Annotated in this window: 13 protein-coding genes and 2 pseudogenes; 3 read left to right on the top strand and 12 right to left on the bottom strand. The window is 72.3% G+C overall.

The window, feature by feature from the left end:
• Positions 1-26: 26 nt before the first annotated feature.
• Together ACSURM_RS00775 and ACSURM_RS00770 are read right to left on the bottom strand one after the other, a co-directional pair.
• Complete coding sequence (locus tag ACSURM_RS00775; RefSeq protein WP_436960863.1) at positions 27-1,286, bottom strand: PP2C family protein-serine/threonine phosphatase; 1,260 nt, start codon at positions 1,284-1,286, stop codon at positions 27-29.
• Complete coding sequence (locus ACSURM_RS00770) at positions 1,286-2,095, bottom strand: alpha/beta fold hydrolase (protein WP_436952407.1); 810 nt, start codon at positions 2,093-2,095, stop codon at positions 1,286-1,288. The genes ACSURM_RS00775 and ACSURM_RS00770 overlap by 1 nt, the downstream gene beginning before the upstream one ends.
• 83 nt (positions 2,096-2,178) lie before the next feature.
• On the opposite strand from ACSURM_RS00770, the gene ACSURM_RS00765 reads away from it, so the two are divergent.
• Positions 2,179-2,301, top strand: a complete 123-nt coding sequence (locus ACSURM_RS00765) for a hypothetical protein (protein WP_436952405.1) — start codon at positions 2,179-2,181, stop codon at positions 2,299-2,301.
• A 14-nt stretch (positions 2,302-2,315) separates the two neighbouring features.
• Positions 2,316-2,467, top strand: a pseudogene (locus ACSURM_RS00760) (IS256 family transposase); the annotation flags it as partial.
• Positions 2,468-2,774: 307 nt separating this feature from the next.
• Here the strand turns inward: ACSURM_RS00760 and ACSURM_RS00755 are convergent.
• From ACSURM_RS00755 to ACSURM_RS00745, 3 genes are all read right to left on the bottom strand, one after another.
• Positions 2,775-3,263, bottom strand: a complete 489-nt coding sequence (locus tag ACSURM_RS00755) for a hypothetical protein (RefSeq protein WP_436952403.1) — start codon at positions 3,261-3,263, stop codon at positions 2,775-2,777.
• 92 nt (positions 3,264-3,355) lie between these two features.
• Positions 3,356-4,369: an ArsR/SmtB family transcription factor gene (locus ACSURM_RS00750; protein WP_436952401.1), complete on the bottom strand. Its 1,014-nt coding sequence runs from the start codon at positions 4,367-4,369 to the stop codon at positions 3,356-3,358.
• Between the two features lie 358 nt (positions 4,370-4,727).
• A complete protein-coding gene (locus ACSURM_RS00745) occupies positions 4,728-6,080 on the bottom strand; it encodes a lipocalin-like domain-containing protein (RefSeq protein WP_436960861.1) in 1,353 nt (450 codons plus the stop codon).
• A 255-nt stretch (positions 6,081-6,335) separates the two neighbouring features.
• Between ACSURM_RS00745 and ACSURM_RS00740 the strand changes: the two genes are divergently transcribed.
• Positions 6,336-6,914, top strand: coding sequence for a potassium channel family protein (locus ACSURM_RS00740; RefSeq protein WP_436960859.1), 579 nt, complete (start codon positions 6,336-6,338; stop codon positions 6,912-6,914).
• A gap of 114 nt (positions 6,915-7,028) precedes the next feature.
• Here ACSURM_RS00740 and ACSURM_RS00735 read toward each other — a convergent pair.
• From ACSURM_RS00735 to ACSURM_RS00705, 7 genes and pseudogenes are all read right to left on the bottom strand, one after another.
• Positions 7,029-7,409, bottom strand: a pseudogene (locus tag ACSURM_RS00735) (leucine zipper domain-containing protein); the annotation flags it as partial.
• A 341-nt stretch (positions 7,410-7,750) separates the two neighbouring features.
• On the bottom strand, positions 7,751-9,121 hold the full coding sequence (locus tag ACSURM_RS00730; protein WP_436952399.1) for a pyroglutamyl peptidase: 1,371 nt from the start codon (positions 9,119-9,121) through the stop codon (positions 7,751-7,753).
• Positions 9,122-9,632: 511 nt separating this feature from the next.
• Complete coding sequence (locus tag ACSURM_RS00725) at positions 9,633-12,860, bottom strand: MFS transporter (protein ID WP_436952397.1); 3,228 nt, start codon at positions 12,858-12,860, stop codon at positions 9,633-9,635.
• Positions 12,857-13,498, bottom strand: a complete 642-nt coding sequence (locus ACSURM_RS00720) for a prolyl hydroxylase family protein (protein WP_359044039.1) — start codon at positions 13,496-13,498, stop codon at positions 12,857-12,859. Before ACSURM_RS00720 ends, ACSURM_RS00725 begins: the two co-directional genes overlap by 4 nt.
• Before the next feature lie 10 nt (positions 13,499-13,508).
• Positions 13,509-14,243 carry a tyrosine-protein phosphatase gene (locus tag ACSURM_RS00715; protein ID WP_436952395.1) on the bottom strand — a complete coding sequence of 245 codons (735 nt, stop codon included), beginning with the start codon at positions 14,241-14,243 and terminating at the stop codon, positions 13,509-13,511.
• Positions 14,240-15,364, bottom strand: a complete 1,125-nt coding sequence (locus ACSURM_RS00710) for an aminotransferase class I/II-fold pyridoxal phosphate-dependent enzyme (protein ID WP_436952394.1) — start codon at positions 15,362-15,364, stop codon at positions 14,240-14,242. Before ACSURM_RS00710 ends, ACSURM_RS00715 begins: the two co-directional genes overlap by 4 nt.
• Complete coding sequence (locus tag ACSURM_RS00705) at positions 15,361-16,725, bottom strand: B12-binding domain-containing radical SAM protein (protein WP_436952393.1); 1,365 nt, start codon at positions 16,723-16,725, stop codon at positions 15,361-15,363. Before ACSURM_RS00705 ends, ACSURM_RS00710 begins: the two co-directional genes overlap by 4 nt.
• Between the last annotated feature and the right edge of the window lie 21 nt (positions 16,726-16,746).

Genomic DNA, 16,746 nt, shown 5'->3' with positions numbered 1-16,746 from the left:
CGGCTGCGTGCGGGTGTCCATCTCGCTCACTGTTCCTCTGCTCGGCCGGCGCGGGGCACGTGGACGGCCAGGACGGCGGCGTCGTCGTCCACCCCGGTGCCGAGCGTGCCGAGGAGGTCACGGACGGCTGTGATGGTGCCCTGGGCGGTGGTGGGGGCCAAGGCCCGGACGAAGTCGAGGAGGGCTTCATCGCCGTAGCGTTCACCGCGGATGGCGGTGTGGGCCTCGGTGAGACCGTCGGTGTGCAGCAGGAGGGTGTCCCCGGGATCGAGGCGGAAGGTGATGGTGGCGATGTCGGCGTCGGGCAGGACTCCGATGAGCTGGCCGCCGGGGGTGGGCAGGTAGTCGGCGGTGCCGTCCGCGCGGAGCAGCAGCGCCGGGGGGTGGCCGCCGCTGGCGAGGATGATACGGAAGCCGCCTTGGTCGCCGTCGGGGGTGAGCAGGCCGAAGATGACGGTGCAGAACCGGGGGTCGGTTCCGTTGTACTCGTGGTTGAGGACGGTGTTGAGGTTGCCGAGGACCGCGGCCGGGTCGGGGTCGTAGACGGCGGCGGCGCGCAGGGTGTAGCGGGCCAGGGAGGTGACGGCCGCCGCCTCGGCGCCCTTGCCGCACACGTCTCCGAGGAACAGTCCCCAGGTACCGGCTGCGAGGGGGAAGAGGTCGTAGAAGTCGCCGCCGACCTCGTCGGTCGAGGCGATGTGGTAGTACGCGGCCACGTCCAGGCCGGGCACGTTCGCCACCGCCGGCGGCAGCAGCGTCTTCTGCAGGGTGGTGGCCAGTTGCTGGAGGCGTTCGCGTTCGCGCTCGGCCTCCTGGCGGGCGCGCAGCAGCTCCTGCTCGTAGGCGCGGCGGTCACGGGCGTCGAAGACGGTGGTACGGATCAGCAGGGGCTGCCCGTCACTGCCGGTCTTGACGGTGGAGGTCACGAGGACCGGAATCCGGCTGCCATCGGCAGCCCTCAGCTCCAGTGCGATGCCGCTGATCTCGCCCTGCATGCGCAGGAGCGGCGCGAAGTGCGTCTCGTGATACAGCCGCCCGCCCGTGGTGAGGAGATCACTGAACTTCCTCCGGCCGACCAGCTCCGCGCGCTCGTAGCCCAGCCAGTTCAGCAGAGTGGTGTTGACCTTGGCGATCTGCCCGTCCAGCAGGGTGGAGAGATAGCCGCACGGGGCGTTCTCGTACAGGTCCTCGACGCTGTCTTCCAGCAGAGCGGCGAAAGTCCGGTCGTCGTCCGGGGGCTGTCCGGGATCCGGGCCGGAGCCCTGGTCGCCGCCGTTCCGGCACATCATCGCAGTGTCCTCGCGAACGCGGCGATGGCCTGGGCCGTCTCCTCGGGGGCGCTGAGCTGGGGGCAGTGCCCAGTGGCGTTCAGGGTGATGAGCCGGCTTCCCTCGATCTGGGCCTGGACGAAGGCGCCGACCTCTGGTGGGGCGATGGCGTCGCTGGAGCACTGGGCGACGAGGGTGGGCACCGCCACCTGCGCCAGGTCGGCGCGGTTGTCGGACAGGAACGTCACCCGGGCGAAGACCCGGGCGATCTCCGGGTCGGTGGCGCAGAAGCTGTTGGTCAGCTCCTGCCCCAGTTCCGGGCGCTCGGGGTTGCCCATGATGACCGGTGCCATCGACCCTGACCAGCCCAGATAGTTCGCGTCCAAGGACTGCAGCAGTTCCTCGATGTCCTCGGCGCTGAACCCGCCGCGGTACCCGGCCGCGGGATCGTCGATGAAGCAGGGGGAGGGGGCGAGCAGCACCAGCCCGGCGAAGTACTCCGGGTGCCGCGCTGCGGCCAGCACGCCCATCGTCGCGCTGACCGAGTGGCCCACGAACGTCACCGGACCGAGGTCCAGCTCCCGGCAGATCTCCAGCACGTCGTCCACGTAGCCGTCCATGCCGGAGTAGCGGTCCTCGCTCCACGCCGACAGGTCCGAGCGGCCTGCTCCCACATGGTCGAAGAGCACCACCGTGAACTCACGCTCCAGCGTCGGCACCACCAGACGCCACAAGTTCTGATCGCATCCGAACCCGTGCGCCAGCATCACGACAGGCCCGCCCGGCCGCCCGGACACCCGCACGTGGTTCCTGCTGCGCACGTCCATATGCCTCATACTCGCAGATTCGGGATGCCGGGGACGGGCCCGCAAGACGTTCGGTGCAACTCCCGATCATGGAAGATGCGTCGATGACCAGTGAGAACGTGTCCATGCCCGAGGCCGCCGAGTCGGCGGAGGCCGTGCCGGCGAAGGCCGTGGACGACCAGTTGACCGACGGGCTGGTGGGCCGGGCCCAGGCAGAGGGCCCGTAGCCGACCGGCGAGACGGCTTTTCCGAGCCGAAGATCGTCAAGAAGCGGCAGAGCACCTGACCGGCGTCGGCGCGATGGTGATCCCGCCGGCCGCGAAGGGCCTGGCCACAGGCGAAGTGCGGGCCCGTCTGGCGGAGGTCTATGGCGCCGAGGTCTCCCGCCAGACCTGCGTGGTTTACCTGCTGCGGAACTCCTTCCGCTGAAGACCGCGCTGAACGTCTTCGACGGCCGCCCTTCTGTATCCCGTCAGCAACCCCCGACTACCCCGGCCCGCCGACACCCCGCTCGTCGGTGAGACCCGCATGTCGGGCGATACGTCCGAACCCGGCGGCATGGTGTGCCGTACGGCCGTTGTCGATCTCGACAACGCCGGTGGCGTCGTCGTCGGGTCGTTCGTCGTGGTCCGGGCCGCGGCCCTGACGTACTGGCGGCTCGCGGAGGTGGGTGGCGCGAGCCGCCGGCACGCCGTGAGGGTCAGCAGTTGCGGATGGACCAGACCGGGCTCCAGTCCTGGGTGTGGTTGGTGAAGTCCGGGGTGAAGGACTTCAGCACGTTGCCGCTCTGGCCGTAGAAGTACGAGGTGACTCCGCCGGTCTGGGCGTCGTAGTAGTTGCCGTTGCCGCTCCAGTACGACAGGGAGTACTTGGCGCAGTTGAAGAGGTAGAAGATCTTGAAGTCCGAGGTCGTCGGATCCCAGACGACGGCACACAGGTTGCCGCTGGAACAGGTGTACGGCGTGTTCGGCGGCAGGTGCGACGTCGAGACCGATGGTGAGATCCCCGGCGAACTGGCGAGTACGGTCTTCGCCGACGCCCCGTGCGGAGCGGGCGGCGTGACCAGGACACGGCTGCCCGCGGTGGGGTTCACGGGCGCGGCGGCCTGGGCCGGCGCGGCGAAGAACAGGGCGGCGAGGGCCACCGCGAGGGCGGCGACGAGGCCGAGGACGGATCGTTTGTCGCGCATGCTGTTTCGAACCCCCAAGGAAAGACGGCGACTTGGTCGGCGTCCAGCCTGCCGGGGGCGGCGAACGATGCGCCACACGTTGAAGCCGTGCCTTAAACGGAGCCTGCGGGACCGTCGAGCAGGGCGAGGCCTGTGGGAGTGATGGTGTGCAGGACATGGCGGTTGTGGCGGACGCTGAGCAGCAGGCCGGCCCGGCGCAGGACGGCGGTGTGCTGGCTGGCGGCTGCCCCGGAGATGCCGACGCGCTCGGCGAGTTCACTGGTGGTGCGGCCGGTGACGACGTCCTCCAGGATCGCGGCGCGGGTCCGGCCGAGCAGCGCGCCGAGTTCCGCGTCGGGCCGCGCCGCCGCGTAGCCGTGGGCGGCCCAGCCGGGGAGGTGCGGGATCGGGTAGACGAGGACCGGGGTGCGGTCGGGGGCGGGGACGGCCAGCATGATGGGTCTGCGGATGCAGAAGAAGGAGGGCTGCAGCACCAACCCGCGCCCGTCGAGGCGGATCTCACGCTCGGCTGGGTAGTCGGCGCTCAGCACGGGCGGCTGCCAGCGCAGCACCGGGCCGAACCCGGCGAGCAGCCCGTCGGTTCCGCCGGCCAGCGCACTGCGGGCGCGGTCGGCGCGGTCCGCGTCCACCTGAGCCCGTATCAGCGGCCAGTAGGGGGCGAGGGCGCGCTGGTGATAGCCGCCCAGGGCGGCGCCCAGGCGGCGCAGCGCGTCGGGGTCGCCGGCGGCCAGGGCGTGCGAGCCGTCCGGCAGGGAGCGTCGCCGCTGCGGCGAGGCGGCCAGGCGAGTGAGGTCTGCGCGTAGCCGGTCCCGTGGTGTGCCGAGTACGGCGTCGACGGCGCTGTCCAGGTCGCGGGCGGCGCCTGGGTCGGCGGGGCTCGGGGTGAGGAAGTCGGGAGAGTAGCCGCGCTGCGGCAGCAGCCCGGCGAGCAGCGCGCCCACCGGTCCCAGCCTCGGCCGCACCAGCCGTCGCCAGGCTCCGAACACGGGTTCCTCGTCCCCGGTGAGAAGGGCCTGGAAGCTGTTGGTGATCTCCCAGAGGGGATCGGGAGCGGCGGCGACACGGACGCGCGCGATGTCATCGGCGGTGAAGTGCACCCGCAGCATGGGGTCTCCGATGGTGGTCGGTCATCGGGTGAACGGGGATGCGTCACGAGGATGGCCCGGTCCCATGGATACCGACAAGGCGGCATTCGGCCACCGCATCATGTCATTCGGCGCCATTCGGTCAGACGTTCACACGCGTTGCTTGAGACGGCATCTTGCTGCGCAAGGACGGCTGAATGGGCGCCCGCCCCAGCCGGAAGACGACCGAGGCGCCTGTCGTCGCCCAGGGGTGATGGCCGGGCGGACCATGGCCGAAAGGCCGACGTCCGCCCGGAGGCCGCGGGCGCGCCGGACGCCGGGTCCGGGTCCGGAGCGGCGGTGCGGTGCGGTGAGCGTCACCTGTAGTGCTCTCGGGTGTCTATGTGGACGGTGGGTGGGTGTGGCCGTCCTTGGCGGGCGCGCTGCTCAGACCGAACTGAGCCGCTTCGAGGGTTCCCGTCCCGCTTCCCGAGGCGTGCGCGTCGGCCAGTCTCAGGGTGAGGTCGTTGGTGGTGGCGTAGCGGGTGTACCAGATCTCGTCGATCCCGAGCCTGGTCAGGGCGGTTTTCTGGGCCTGGGTGGGGTGGGGGAGGTAACGCCGGGAGACGATCAGCTGGTCGGTGTCGGTGAAGGTGAAGTCGGCCCTGTCGCCGCCGTGGTGGTAGGACCAGCGGACCTTGCTGTAGTAGTCCCGGGGGTAGTCCGCGTCGGGGTGCGCCTTCGGGGCGGATTCGTGAGCGGTCACCGTCCTCGGGTCGTAGGCGCCGACGAGGCGTTCGCCGCTCTTGGTGTCGTCGACGACGAAGACGGGGACGGTGCCTGCGCCGTACTCCTCGCGCAGGTGCAGGTCCGCGCCGATCACGGCGTACGGGCCGACGCTGCCGCGGCCCCAGCGCCAGTGTTCGACGCCGTAGGGGAAGGGGCGGTCGCCCCAGTTGTGGTCGTGGTAGCCGTGGCCGGTGAAGGATCGTGTCCGGCCGTTCACGGTGACCGTTCCGGTGGCGGTTCCGGAGGGCACCGCGCACAGCCAGCCGAAGGAGTGGCCGGTGTCGCCGAAGTAGATGACGCCGGTGCCCGGCCGGAAGGGGCGCACCGTGCTGGTCAGTGTCAGGTCGACGCCCACGTCGCCCGACCGGCCCCGCATGCGGTAGGTCTTCAGGTCGCCGGTGAAGGTGAAGGGGCCCAGGCGCACGGCGCAGCGGTTCTTGGCGCTGGTGAATTCCTGCCAGCCGTAGCGGTGGACGCCGCCGTGGCTGGTGCCGTCGGGGTCGGTGACGGTGACGGCGGCCTTGGGCGTGCGCCCGGGCTCGCCGGGCTCGGGGACGAAGCCGTCGTCGAGCCGGGTGCTCAGGGTGAAGGAGACGACCGTGCCGTCGTCGCCCGTGAAGTCGGAGTACCACCACTCGAAGACGTTCGGGTCGTCGTTGTGGGCGTGGGTGCGGAAGCCGTCCTCCCACTGCTGGATCGCGCCTCGCCGCAGGCCCGTCCGGGTGTAGTCGGCGTCGGTGTGTCCGTAGCCGTTGGACGTCCGGCCGCCTGCCGAGGACGGCGCGGCCGGTGTGGACGGGGCGGGGCTGACCGGGGCCGCCTCCGTCCGCCGCGGCGGTCCGGCGCACGCGGAGAGCGCGAGGCCGCAAGCCGCGGTGCCCAGCCCGGCCGCGGCGGTGGTGCGCAGGAACGCGCGGCGGGAGGGTGCGCACCGTTCGTCCATGGCGAAAGCCTTTCCACTCACCGATGTGCGTCCTGACGAGGGCCGTCCCACCGTCGTCAGGAGGCGGTCCGCCCAGTGAACGGCCTCCGGGGGGACGACGCATCTCGAACGGCGGGCCATCACCCGCTCCGGTGGCTCACCCGGTCGGACCGGTTGCCGTGGCCGGGCGGGGCCGGGAGCCGGAGGCTTGATGACCGAGCCGCCGTGCCGCTCCGACGGGGGGGGGAGGAGGGTCGGTTCGGCCCCAGGGCGACTGCCGAGGAGACGAAGACGGAGATGAGGCCGAGCGGTCCGCTGCGGGATCTGCCGCCGGCGAGGCGGCGATGGGCCGTGGTCCTGTCCGTCCTGGAGTCGGGTCTCTCGGGCGCGGCACTGCTCGGGGCGTACGCGCTGCTGCCGCTGTCCGCCGGCACGTCCCTGCCGGAGCTGCTGCGACTGGTCACGGCGGTGGTCCTGGTCGCGGCGGTGGCGGCACGGCAGGTGCGGGCGGTGCCGCGCGCCGGGCGTCCCGTTCTGCGTGCGGTCAGGGCCCTGTGTGTGTCGGTGCTGTTCCTCCTGGTGGTGTTCGCCGCCCTTTACGTGAGGTTGTCGGCCGGTGATCCAAGGGCGTTCACACAGCCTCTGACGCGGATCGACGCGCTGTACTTCACGGTCTCCGTCTTCGCCACCGTGGGCTTCGGCGACCTGGCGGCGGTGACGCAACCGGCTCGCCTGATGGTCACCGTGCAGATGCTGCTGGACCTGGTGGTGCTCGGGGTGGTGCTCCGCGTGCTGTCGGGTGCGGCACGGATGAGCCTGGTACGCGGCCGGCCCGGGCACGACCAGGAGGATCCGCCCCGGGGACGACAGCCGTGAGGCGGCCGGGCCTCTGTGGCACCGAAGCCGGCCTCCGGCACGGCGACCCCGCCGCCCACACCGGGGGAGGCGGCGTCGCCGGGCAGCGGTATAGGTCCGGCCGGGGCGGTCGCGTTCGTAGCGGCGTATGACGCGGCCGGTGGCCCGGTCCAGGTGAGCCAGGCGGGTCAGAACGCGGTGCACCGTCGAGGGCACCAGGTGCGGCGGCGGGTGCGGGATGCGGGCCGGTCCTCACCGGCGCAGGGAGGGGCGGACCTTGGTGATCCGTCGTTCGGTACGGGTCGGGGTCCGACGCGGGCTTGTACGCGGTCGGCAGGAGCGGTCGGTCATACCCGTCTCGCCGTGCGTGCGGTAGCGGTCGGCCCGTCGCCGGGCAGCGGTGGGCGAGACCTGGAAGCGTTCGGCTGTCCGGCGTCGGGGCCAGCCTTCCTCGACGACGCGGCGGGGCAGGCGTAGCCGCCCGGTCTCGGTCAGGGGCGCGTCACGGTGGACCACGAGGGCCTTACGGCCCCGGGCCCCGACGCGACATCGACACCCGGCCCAATGAAGGGGCCCGGCCGACGTCAGGCCATGAGCCCTTCCGCCTGATCGTCGTGGCCTTGGTCGACTCGGTGTGACACCGCACGCGAAGAACCTCGCCCACGGCGAGGGCACCGCCCTCGAATCCGTCTGCGCTGTGAGAGTCAGCAACTACTCCGCGTCCTTGGCGCCTGCCGCCTGCCGGCCGCGATGGCCGCGCCGCCGGCCGGTGTGAGGCAGCGGCGTGAGCCGCGTACCTCGGCCGACGGCGACGCTGCCCGGTGGTCGTCCCCGGTCCGGCAGACGGGCGATCGGGCTCAGCGGGCGGCGAGAGTTCCCAGCGCGGTGGTGAGAAGGGCGCGGGCCTGGGCGAGGACGGCGTCCCGGTAGCGTTCGAGGACGGGGTCCGTGATGTGCCCGGTGGCGGGGTCCTGGTTGTCCGGGGCCAGCAGGAGCTTGGGTGTGTGCAGGTGGCCGCCGGGGACCCGCAGGCGGCAGGCGTCGCGGAGCAGGGTGGCGCGGTAACCGATCTCGTTGGAGAGGTAGTCCCCGCCACCGCCCTCGCGGGCCAGGGAGTTGGGCGTGGGCCCGTCTTTGCGCTCGGCTGGTTTGTCGGAGTCGGCGGGAATCTCCGTGACCCCGGTGTGGTGGTAGACGGGAAACGGAGCGGCCGGCTGGTCGGCCAGGAGGCTGGCGGGCAGGGTGGTGGTGGTCCACTGCGGCTGCGGGTGGACCGTGGGGACGCCGGGCGGGATCGGTACGGGGCCGGGGGCCCGCTGGTTGAGGTTGTCCCATCCGACGCCGCGCCAGGCACCGTTCGTGTGTTCCACGTCGAACTGGTTGAGGCGACCCTGGCTGATGGTCATGAACAGGTCGACCCTGTGCGGGCCGGGCTGGAAGTAGGGGGTCAGGGCGTGTTCGACGATGCCCTGGGCGAAGGCGTGCCAGCGCAGCGGGAACATCATCGTGGTGATGTGTGCCGGTCCGGCGTCGGTGTCCAGGGTGGTGCCGTCCAGGGCCAGCGCGAGACAGCCGGCGGGGTTGCTGTGACGCAGGTCGTCGTTGATGTGGTCGATGCCGCGGTCCAGCTGGAAAGGGTCGAAGCCGGTGATCACCGCACGGAGCCCCTCCTGCGGTGGCGGCGAAGCCTGGGACTGGGTGCGGCCGATACCCCTGGATGCCCGTTCGAAGGCGAGCAGGACTCGCTGGCGGTCTGCCTCGTCCAGCGGTGAGCGGGCACACCAGGCGCGCAGGGCCCGGGCGAGCGTGAGGCGTGTCCAGTACAGGGGGCGGTCGTCGGTGACCGGCAGGTCCGAGTCCGAGTGCGACGTCGTCCGGCCCTGCGCACGGTCGACGGCCCGCTGCCACAGCCGGCCGCCCAGGAAGGCCATCGCGCGTTCGGCGTCCGACAGCGTCTGGGCCCCGTCCAGTGCCTTGCTCAGTTCCGCCTGCCAGCCCTGCGCGTCGCCCATGCCTCCGCGGGACAGGATCTCCTGGGGGATCTTCTCGTCGACGCGGGCTTCTTCCACGGTCTGCTCGGCCGCGTCCGTTCCGTTCCCCGGCTGCGGGAAATGCTGGACGGCCGGTTGCCAGATCACCGTCGGCATGGACCCCGCAACGACGATCCAGTCTGCCTGCCCCCCAGCTCCCTGGCCGGCGTCCTCGTCGTAGTACACGTTGCCGTCCACCGCACGCTCCCTCTCCTCGCCGCTTTCCGGTTCCTCTCTGGAAAAGCACTTCCCGGATACGCCTGCCGCTCACAGGGAGTTGAGCGGGAAGAGTGAAAAGCCGTGAAAGGGGAAAAGTCAGTGGGTGATATGTGGGAGAGTGGAGATTTCCTCCCCGGGTGCAGCGCGGGAAATCCCAATATCACCCCTTTGAACAGTCCACCTTCCGTTCACCTTCGCCTCGAGCGCGCTGGAGACCGGCATGCACTACCGTTCCGGGCGCATCGTGGAACGCGCCCGTGCCGTGCGTCGCGGCGTGTCCACCCGGGTCCGGTAACGCCGCACGACGAGGGACGACCCGCATCCGTACACGGAACACCGTGCGTCGGCGCTCGCGTACGTCCCCCGGCCCCGGCACCCGGCGAGTACATGAGGCTGGGGCGCGCCCGCCCGCCCGGACGGGCGGTGGTGGCGAGCGCGCCCAGAGTCTCCGTGCTCCGGCAGGGCCCCGCGGCGGTCGCGGCTCAGGACGTCAGGCCGGGTCCACACCGGCCCCCGCCGTGGGCTTCGGCCGGACGTCGGGCGCCGTCGTGTGCCGGATGTCGGCGCCCAGCTTCACCAGGTCCTCGACCAGGTCGCGGTAACCGCGGGCCAGGTGGTGGTGGTTGCGCAGCGTGGTCCGGCCGGGTACCGCGAGCGCGGCGAGCAGCAGGACCGCGGCGGCGCGCAGGTCGGTGGCGTGGAGGTCGGTGCCGGGCCGGTGCGGCGGGCAGGGGCCGTCGACGCGCAGGACCGTGTCGTCGACCGTCGTGCGCATGCCGAGCGCCTCCAGTTCCGGGGCGAAGCCGAACCGGTGCTCCCAGACGGCCTCCCTGATGTAGGTGGGACCTTCGGCGTACGCCCCCAGCAGGGCCAGGAAGGGCTGGCTGTCGCTGAACACACCGCGTGACATGGCGGTGAACTCCACGGGCCGCAACGGCTTCGTCAGCGGGTGCGCGGTCACCTCGTCGGCGCCGACGTCGACCCGCACCCCCATGCGGTCCAGCAGGTCGAACTCGGGCGCGAGCGCGTGGACCGCGCGGTCGATGCCCGGCCCGGTGATCCGCAGCGGCTCGTCCGCCAGCAGGACACCGGCGCAGACCCAGGTGACCACCTCGATCAGGTCGGGGATCAGGGTCACGTCGACGGGCTGGTTCAACGACTCGGGGCCGCGCCCGTGGATCACCCACGTCTCGGGCCCGGCGAACTCGATGTCGGCGCCCAGGTCGCGCAGCACGGTGACCATGTCGGTCACGTCGGGCTTGAGGTACGGGTGCCGCAGCGTGGTCGTCCCGTGCGTGACCGCGCCCATCAGCAGCGCGGTCTTGACCGCACCGCTGTAGCAGGGCCCGCTCATGAGCGCCTTGTTGCGCGTGTAGTCGAGCATGTCGATGGTGCAGGGCGTGAGCCGTTGCGCCGTGAGGTCCACGGAGCCGTCCGCCGTGAGCCGGGTGGTGACGCCGAACCGCCCCATCACGTCCAGCAGGTGCTCGACGGGCCTCCCGCGCGGGCCTTCGCCGATCGAGCAGCCGCCGCTCGCGGACAGCCGGGCCACGCCGTTGCGGGAGACGAGGGCGGGCAGCAGGTAGAGCGAACCGTGGATGCGGCCGACGAGATCGGCCGGCAGCTCCGCGCGGTCCCAGGCGGACGCGTCGACGGTGAACGTCTCGGCCGCCCCGTCGTAGTGCGCGTGCGCGCCCGCGGCGCGGAAGATCTCGCCCAGCACCGCGGTCTCGACGATGTCCGGGCAGTTCTCGATGCGCACCGGCGCGCTCGCGGTGGCCGCGGCGGCCACGGTGGTGACCAAGGAGTGCTTGAACCCGGAGGTGCGGACGGCCCCGGAGAGCCGGTTCCCGCCGTGGATCTCCAGCAGCGGCTCACCAGGGGGAGCGGGTTCTCGCCGACGGTCCTGCATGGGGGTACCTCCTGAGCTGAGTGGTGAGGGGTCGGGCGATAGGGTCCGGTGCGGGATCGAGCGCAGCCACCGCCGCGCCTGCCCCGCATCGGTCAGGTGGACGACGGTGAGGCCGGGGTGCAGGCGGAGGAAAGCGGCCGTCTCGGCCCGCCGGGTGGCGTGCTGGGACCAGGCCCAGCGCAGCGGGTGGCGCGGATTGCGCAGCATCGACCGCCAGGTTTCCCGGTTGCCGTGCCACAGCTCCCGGCCCGTGGCGGCCCGGACCACCGAGCGCCACAGCACGCGGCGCATGACGGTCCGGCGGGGCAGGTCGAGCCAGACGAACGTGTCGGCGCGCCCGCCGAGCAGGTCGCCGACGACCCAGTGGTACTGGGCGTCGCAGATCCACGCCGGTGCCCGCGTGGCGCGCTCCACGTCGTCCGCGAACTCCGCCCGGTGGGTCCAGCCGGGACCGTGGTAGAGCGCGTCCATCTCGATGTGCCTGATGTCCAGCGCCCCGGCCAGGGCGGCGGCCAGCGTCGTCTTGCCCGCGCCGGAGATCCCGCCGACGACGATCCGCCGCAGCGGCGCGGCCGCGGGCGCCGTCACCGGCCGGGTGGGCCGCGTGAGGAACCCGACCGACAGGGCCGTCCCCGCGCAGACGGCGGCCAGGCCGAGCCACAGCACGGTGTTCCCGTGGGCCAGCAGCGCCGTCCCGGCCGCCGGGGCGACGGCGCCCGCGATCCCGAAGGACGTCTGGAAAGTCGCGTTGTAGCGGCCCTCCAGACCGGGCGGCGCGGCGGCGTTCGCCGTCGTCGTGACGACCGGGGCGAACAGCGCGTCGCCGAGCGTGCCGATCAGCGCCGCGGCCAGGACGACCGCGGTGGTCACCGGACCCGCCCAGCCGGACGGCGCCATGACGAGGACCGACAGGGTGAAGAAGCAGGCCGCCAGGCGCAGCGCCTTCGGGGCGGAGACCCGCCGCGCGTAGGCGACCGCGGGCCGCCGGGCCACGGCCATCGCCCCGCAGGCTACGCCGATCACCACCCCCGGCACCCACGACGGCTGCCTCAGCACCACGACGGCGACCACCGGGAGCATCGTCGTCAGGCAGTCGGAGACGAACGCCAGCAACAGCGTCAGCAGGCACAGCCGCAGGAAGCCGGGGGCGTCGCGCAGGTCGCGCCACCGCCACGCCCGCCCGTCGGCCGGGGGCTCGGCCGCGGGGGAGGGCCGCAGGTGCCGGCGCACCGTGAGCACCAGGCCCATGGCCGCCGCGTAGGTGAGGCCGTTGGCGTACGCGACCAGGTGCAGTCCCGTACCGCTGTCGATCAGCAGGCCCCCGGCGGTCGCGCCGATCGCACCGCCCGCCGCCCACCCGCTGACCTTCAGCACGCTCGCCGTGCTCAGCACGCCCATCAGCTCCCCGGCCGGGACCAGCCGGGCCAGCAGAGGGGTGCTGGCCGTCCAGAACAGCCGGTCCGCGGCGGCCGCGACGACGGCGAGCGCGCCGACCTGCCACGTGGCGGAGACGAAGGGGAACAGCGCGAACACCCCGGTGCGCACGGCGTAGCTCAGGGCCGCCCCGCTCGCCGGACCCCAACGGTCCACCAGCAGGCCGTTCACCGGCCCCGCGAGCAGGCCGAGGAGCCCGCCGACCGTCAGCGCGGCACCCACGTGCGCCAGGGGGAGGTGCTGACCCCGGGTGAAGAAGATCAGCGCGACCGGCGCCCACAGGCCGTTGCCCACGCAGTCGACGGTCAGCGCCACGAGGTAGGTGCGCTTCCCGGGCGTCTCCCGCCCCCGGCCGGTCAGGAACGGGATCACGGGCGGACGAAGTGCACCAGCAGTGCCCGCCGGTCCACGGGGCAGGTGTCGGCGACCGGCGGCACGCCGTGCCAGGACCGGTCCGAGCGGACGAGCACCACGGACGTCCCGGTGGTCGGCGCCACCCGCTTCGCGCAGTCGGCCATGTCGGCGCTGCGCAGCAGCCGCAGGTCACCTCTCCACTCCGGGTCCCACCCGTCGTTGAAGTAGAAGAGGTGGGTCACCGCCTTGTCCGGGCGGTCGGTGTGCGGCTCGATCCAGCAGCCCCGCGCGTAGCGGGTCATCCGGGCCTCGACCAGACACCGCTCCAGGTCCACGCCGGTGAGCGCGGACAGCGCCTCCCGGTAGGGCCGGGAGACGACGTCCGCGACGAGCTGCTGCCAGTCCGCGGGGAGCGTGCGCACCTGGTCCTCGACGACAGCCCCGGCGGTGACGAGGTTGCGGTTGAACATCCGGTACTGCTTGTCGGACCGGTTCAGGTCGGTGCGCTCGGACTCCTCGAAGCCGTCGTCGCTGAACTCGCCGCGCAGCTTCTCGGCGACGGCGTCCGTGACGAACGAGCGAGGGATCACCACGTGGCCGAACGGGTCCTGTTCCAGCTCGGCCCGGCTGATGGTCTCGATGTCGACTAGGGACACGTCTTCTTCCTCACAGGTGGACGGGATGGGTGAACGCGCCGACGACCGTGCGCAGCCGGGTCTCCTCCCGGAGACCGTGGAGCGTGAGCATCCGGGCGACGCTGCCGTGTTCGGCTTCGATCCCCGCGATCAGGGAACGCATCGTCGCCGCCGGTGTGGAGGTCCGCAGCCGCAACTGCGCCAGGGTGTCCTCGCGGGTCCAGCTCGGGCGGGCGTCGGCGCTGCGCAGGGCGCGGTAGGCGCGGGCGGTCAGGGCGTAGTCCCGGGCGACGTCCGCCGTCCGCACCCCGAGCGCCCGCAGGACCAGGGCGCTGACGACGCCGGTGCGGTCCTTGCCCATCGCGCAGCAGATGTAGACGGGGACCTCCGCCCCTTCGGCGAGCAGGTCCACGATCTCCGCCGCGACCGGCGCCGCCCTCGTCAGCATGTCTCGGTAGTTCGCGAGGTAGTCGCTGGGCCGGGGCCGCACATTGCCCCGGATACGGCTCATGTCGCCGGCCACGGGCCGGGACAGCACGGTCGCGCCCGTGTACTCGGGCCCCCGGTACTGCCGGCGTTCCTCCTCCAGGCGCAGGTCGACGACCGTGCGGATGCCCAGGCCGCCGAGCGCCGGCGCCGTCTCCGGGGACGGTGCCGGCCCCCGGACGAGGAGCCCCCGGCGCAGGTACCCCCCGCCGGGACCGCGCAGCCCGCCCAGATCGCGCACGTTGGGCAGGCCCGGAACCATGATCCTCCTGGTGTTCATGCCACCCCTTCGCGGTACCGGTCGCCCAGGGCGGCGACGACCCGGCGGACGACGGCCTCGTTCGCGACCGCGATACGGACGGCGGCCGGCAGCCCCGGCGCGCCGGACAGGTCCCGTACGACGATCCCCAGCCCCAGGAGGTGCCGGCTCGCGGCCCCGGCGTCCGCCGGGTCGGGGACGTCCCAGGTGACGAAGTTCCCGCCGCTCGGCCGGGCGTGCCAGCCGGGCACCGCGCGCTCGACCTCGGCCGCGAACCGCTCCCGCAGCCGCCGCACGTCGGCCCAGATCCCGGTGAAGACGGCCTGCTGCTCCAGTGAACGCCGCAGCAGCGCGACCGCCGGAGCGGAGACCGAGCCCTCCGGGTCCAGGTCGAACAGGTGGCGGGCGGTCGCCGGGTGAGCGACCGTCACCGCGATCCGGGCGCCCGACAGCCCGTAGGACTTGGAGAACGTGTTGACGCGGACGACGTGCCGCAGACCGGCGAGCCCGCGCACCAGCTCCTCGCCGCCCTCGGTGAACGCCAGGTAGGCGGTGTCCACGACCAGCAGACTGCCGTGCTCCGCCACCGCGTCCGCCAGCTCGGCCAGTTCCTCCCTTCCGTGCACCTGCCCGGTGAAGCTGTGCGGGGTGGTGACGACGACGAACGCCGGCGCACCCGCGCGCAGCCGCCGCGCCAGGTCACGGAGGTCGAACAGCCCGGTCTCCGGGTCCGGTGCCACGGGGTCCAGCACACAGCCCGAGATCGCCGCGAACTTCGCCCATCCGTCGAAGTTCGGCTGGTGCAGGACGATCCGCGACACGTCGGGGAACGCGCGGGTCAGCAGGTTCAGCCCGGGATCGCTGCCCGCGGTCAGGACGAGGGAGTCGGTGTCCACCCCGAACCGGTCGGCGAGCATGCCGTAGACCGGCTGGAGGATGGGGTAGGTCAGCACGTCGTTCGGGTCGAGCTCCGCCAGCGTGGCCCGGTGCACCGCTGCCGCCCGGCTGTCCAGCAGTCCACAGTTCTTCAGGTTGATCTCGTCGGGGATCCGGACGCGCCGGTTGCGGAACCGGCCGGCGCTCTCCCGCAGGAAGGGGGAGCCCGCCCCTTCCCGCGCCGGCACGAGCGTCTCGTCCCTCATGCCGGGCGCAGGGCCGGGTCGGCGGCGCGGGCGGGGATGTTCTCGAACACCTGCGTGACGTCCGGCTGGCTGCCGAAGACGATGTCGTAGCCGCGGGCCAGCTCCTCGTCGGTCAGCGCGTGGGTGCCCGGCACGAACAACTGCCGGTTGAACGCGGCCATCTCGTGGTCGGGGAGGTCCGGGCCCGCGAGCTCCCAGGGGGCGTACACGGTCGGCCGGGCCCGGCCCCCGCGCTCCTGGACGGCCTCGATGGTCCGCTCGGCCCCCTCGATCGTGGTGCCGGGCAGCCCGACGATGACGAAGCAGTTCAGCTCGATGCCCGACTCCTCGCACCAGGCCGAGAGCCGGTCGAGGTCCATCGCGGACTTCTGCTTCGCCCGGGGCAGCAACGCGCCCTCCTGCGGGTCGAGCGTCTCCAGACCGACGCTGATCCGGACGCAGCCGGCCGCCCCCATCGACCGGATCATCTCCTCGCTGAGGTGGTGGACCGTCGTCGCGCACTTCCACGGGTACGGGGAACCGCGGCCGGTCAGCTCCCGGCACAGCTCCTCCATCCACTTCTTGTCCAGCGTGAACGTCGGCGCGTAGAACGCCACGTACTCGAACGGCGCCGCGGCGAACGACTCCTCGATGTACTGGAGTGTCCGTTCGACCGTGAGCCGCCGTTCCTTCCGCGTGTAGATCAGTGGCACCTCGCAGTAGGAGCAGCCGACCGGGCATCCACGAGCCGCCGGTACGACCAGTTCGCGGCGGCGCGGGATGCCGCAGAACTTGTTGGCGTCGTCGAAGTAGAGGGCGTCGTAGTGCCCGTACGGGATCTCGTCGGGCGTCGGCAGGTACCAGTCCTCTGCCGGGAGCAGGTCGCCGCGGCGCTTGGGAGCGGTCCAGGAGCCGTCGCGGCGCAGGTGCACCCCCGCCGCGTCGGCCGCCCGGCCCCGGAAGACCTCGATCGCGGCGACGACGCCGGACTCGAAGTCGCCGTTCTCCACGATCGCGTCGATGTCGAAGCGCTCGAAGAAGCGGGGGTTGACCCCGGACAGCCTGCCGAACGTGACGATCGGGGCGTCCGGGTTCAGCGCCCGCGCGTAGGAGACGAGCCGGCGCAGCCCGTCGATGCCGTCGAACTCGTTCATCACGGCGATCACGTCGTACCGCTCCTGGAAGAGCCTGCTGCCGAGGTCCTTCCACGTCAGCCGCTCGACACTGGCGTCGATCGCGGTGACCTGGGCGCCCGGGTAGACGGCGCGCAGGTGACCGGTGACCTGGTAGAGCGCGAGGTGGTGCCCCGCGTTGAAGTAACTGAGCACCTGCGGCGGCCAGATCACGAGGATCTTCCGGGGTTCGTCCACAATCTTTCCCATGGGGGTCCTTTCGGTGCCGGG

The sequence above is a fragment of the Streptomyces sp. SudanB182_2057 genome, from assembly GCF_964272715.1.
In the GTDB taxonomy this organism is placed as follows: domain Bacteria; phylum Actinomycetota; class Actinomycetes; order Streptomycetales; family Streptomycetaceae; genus Streptomyces; species Streptomyces rubradiris.
The sequence above is the reverse complement of the archived record's forward strand: the minus strand, read 5'-3'. Positions and strand labels throughout refer to the sequence as shown.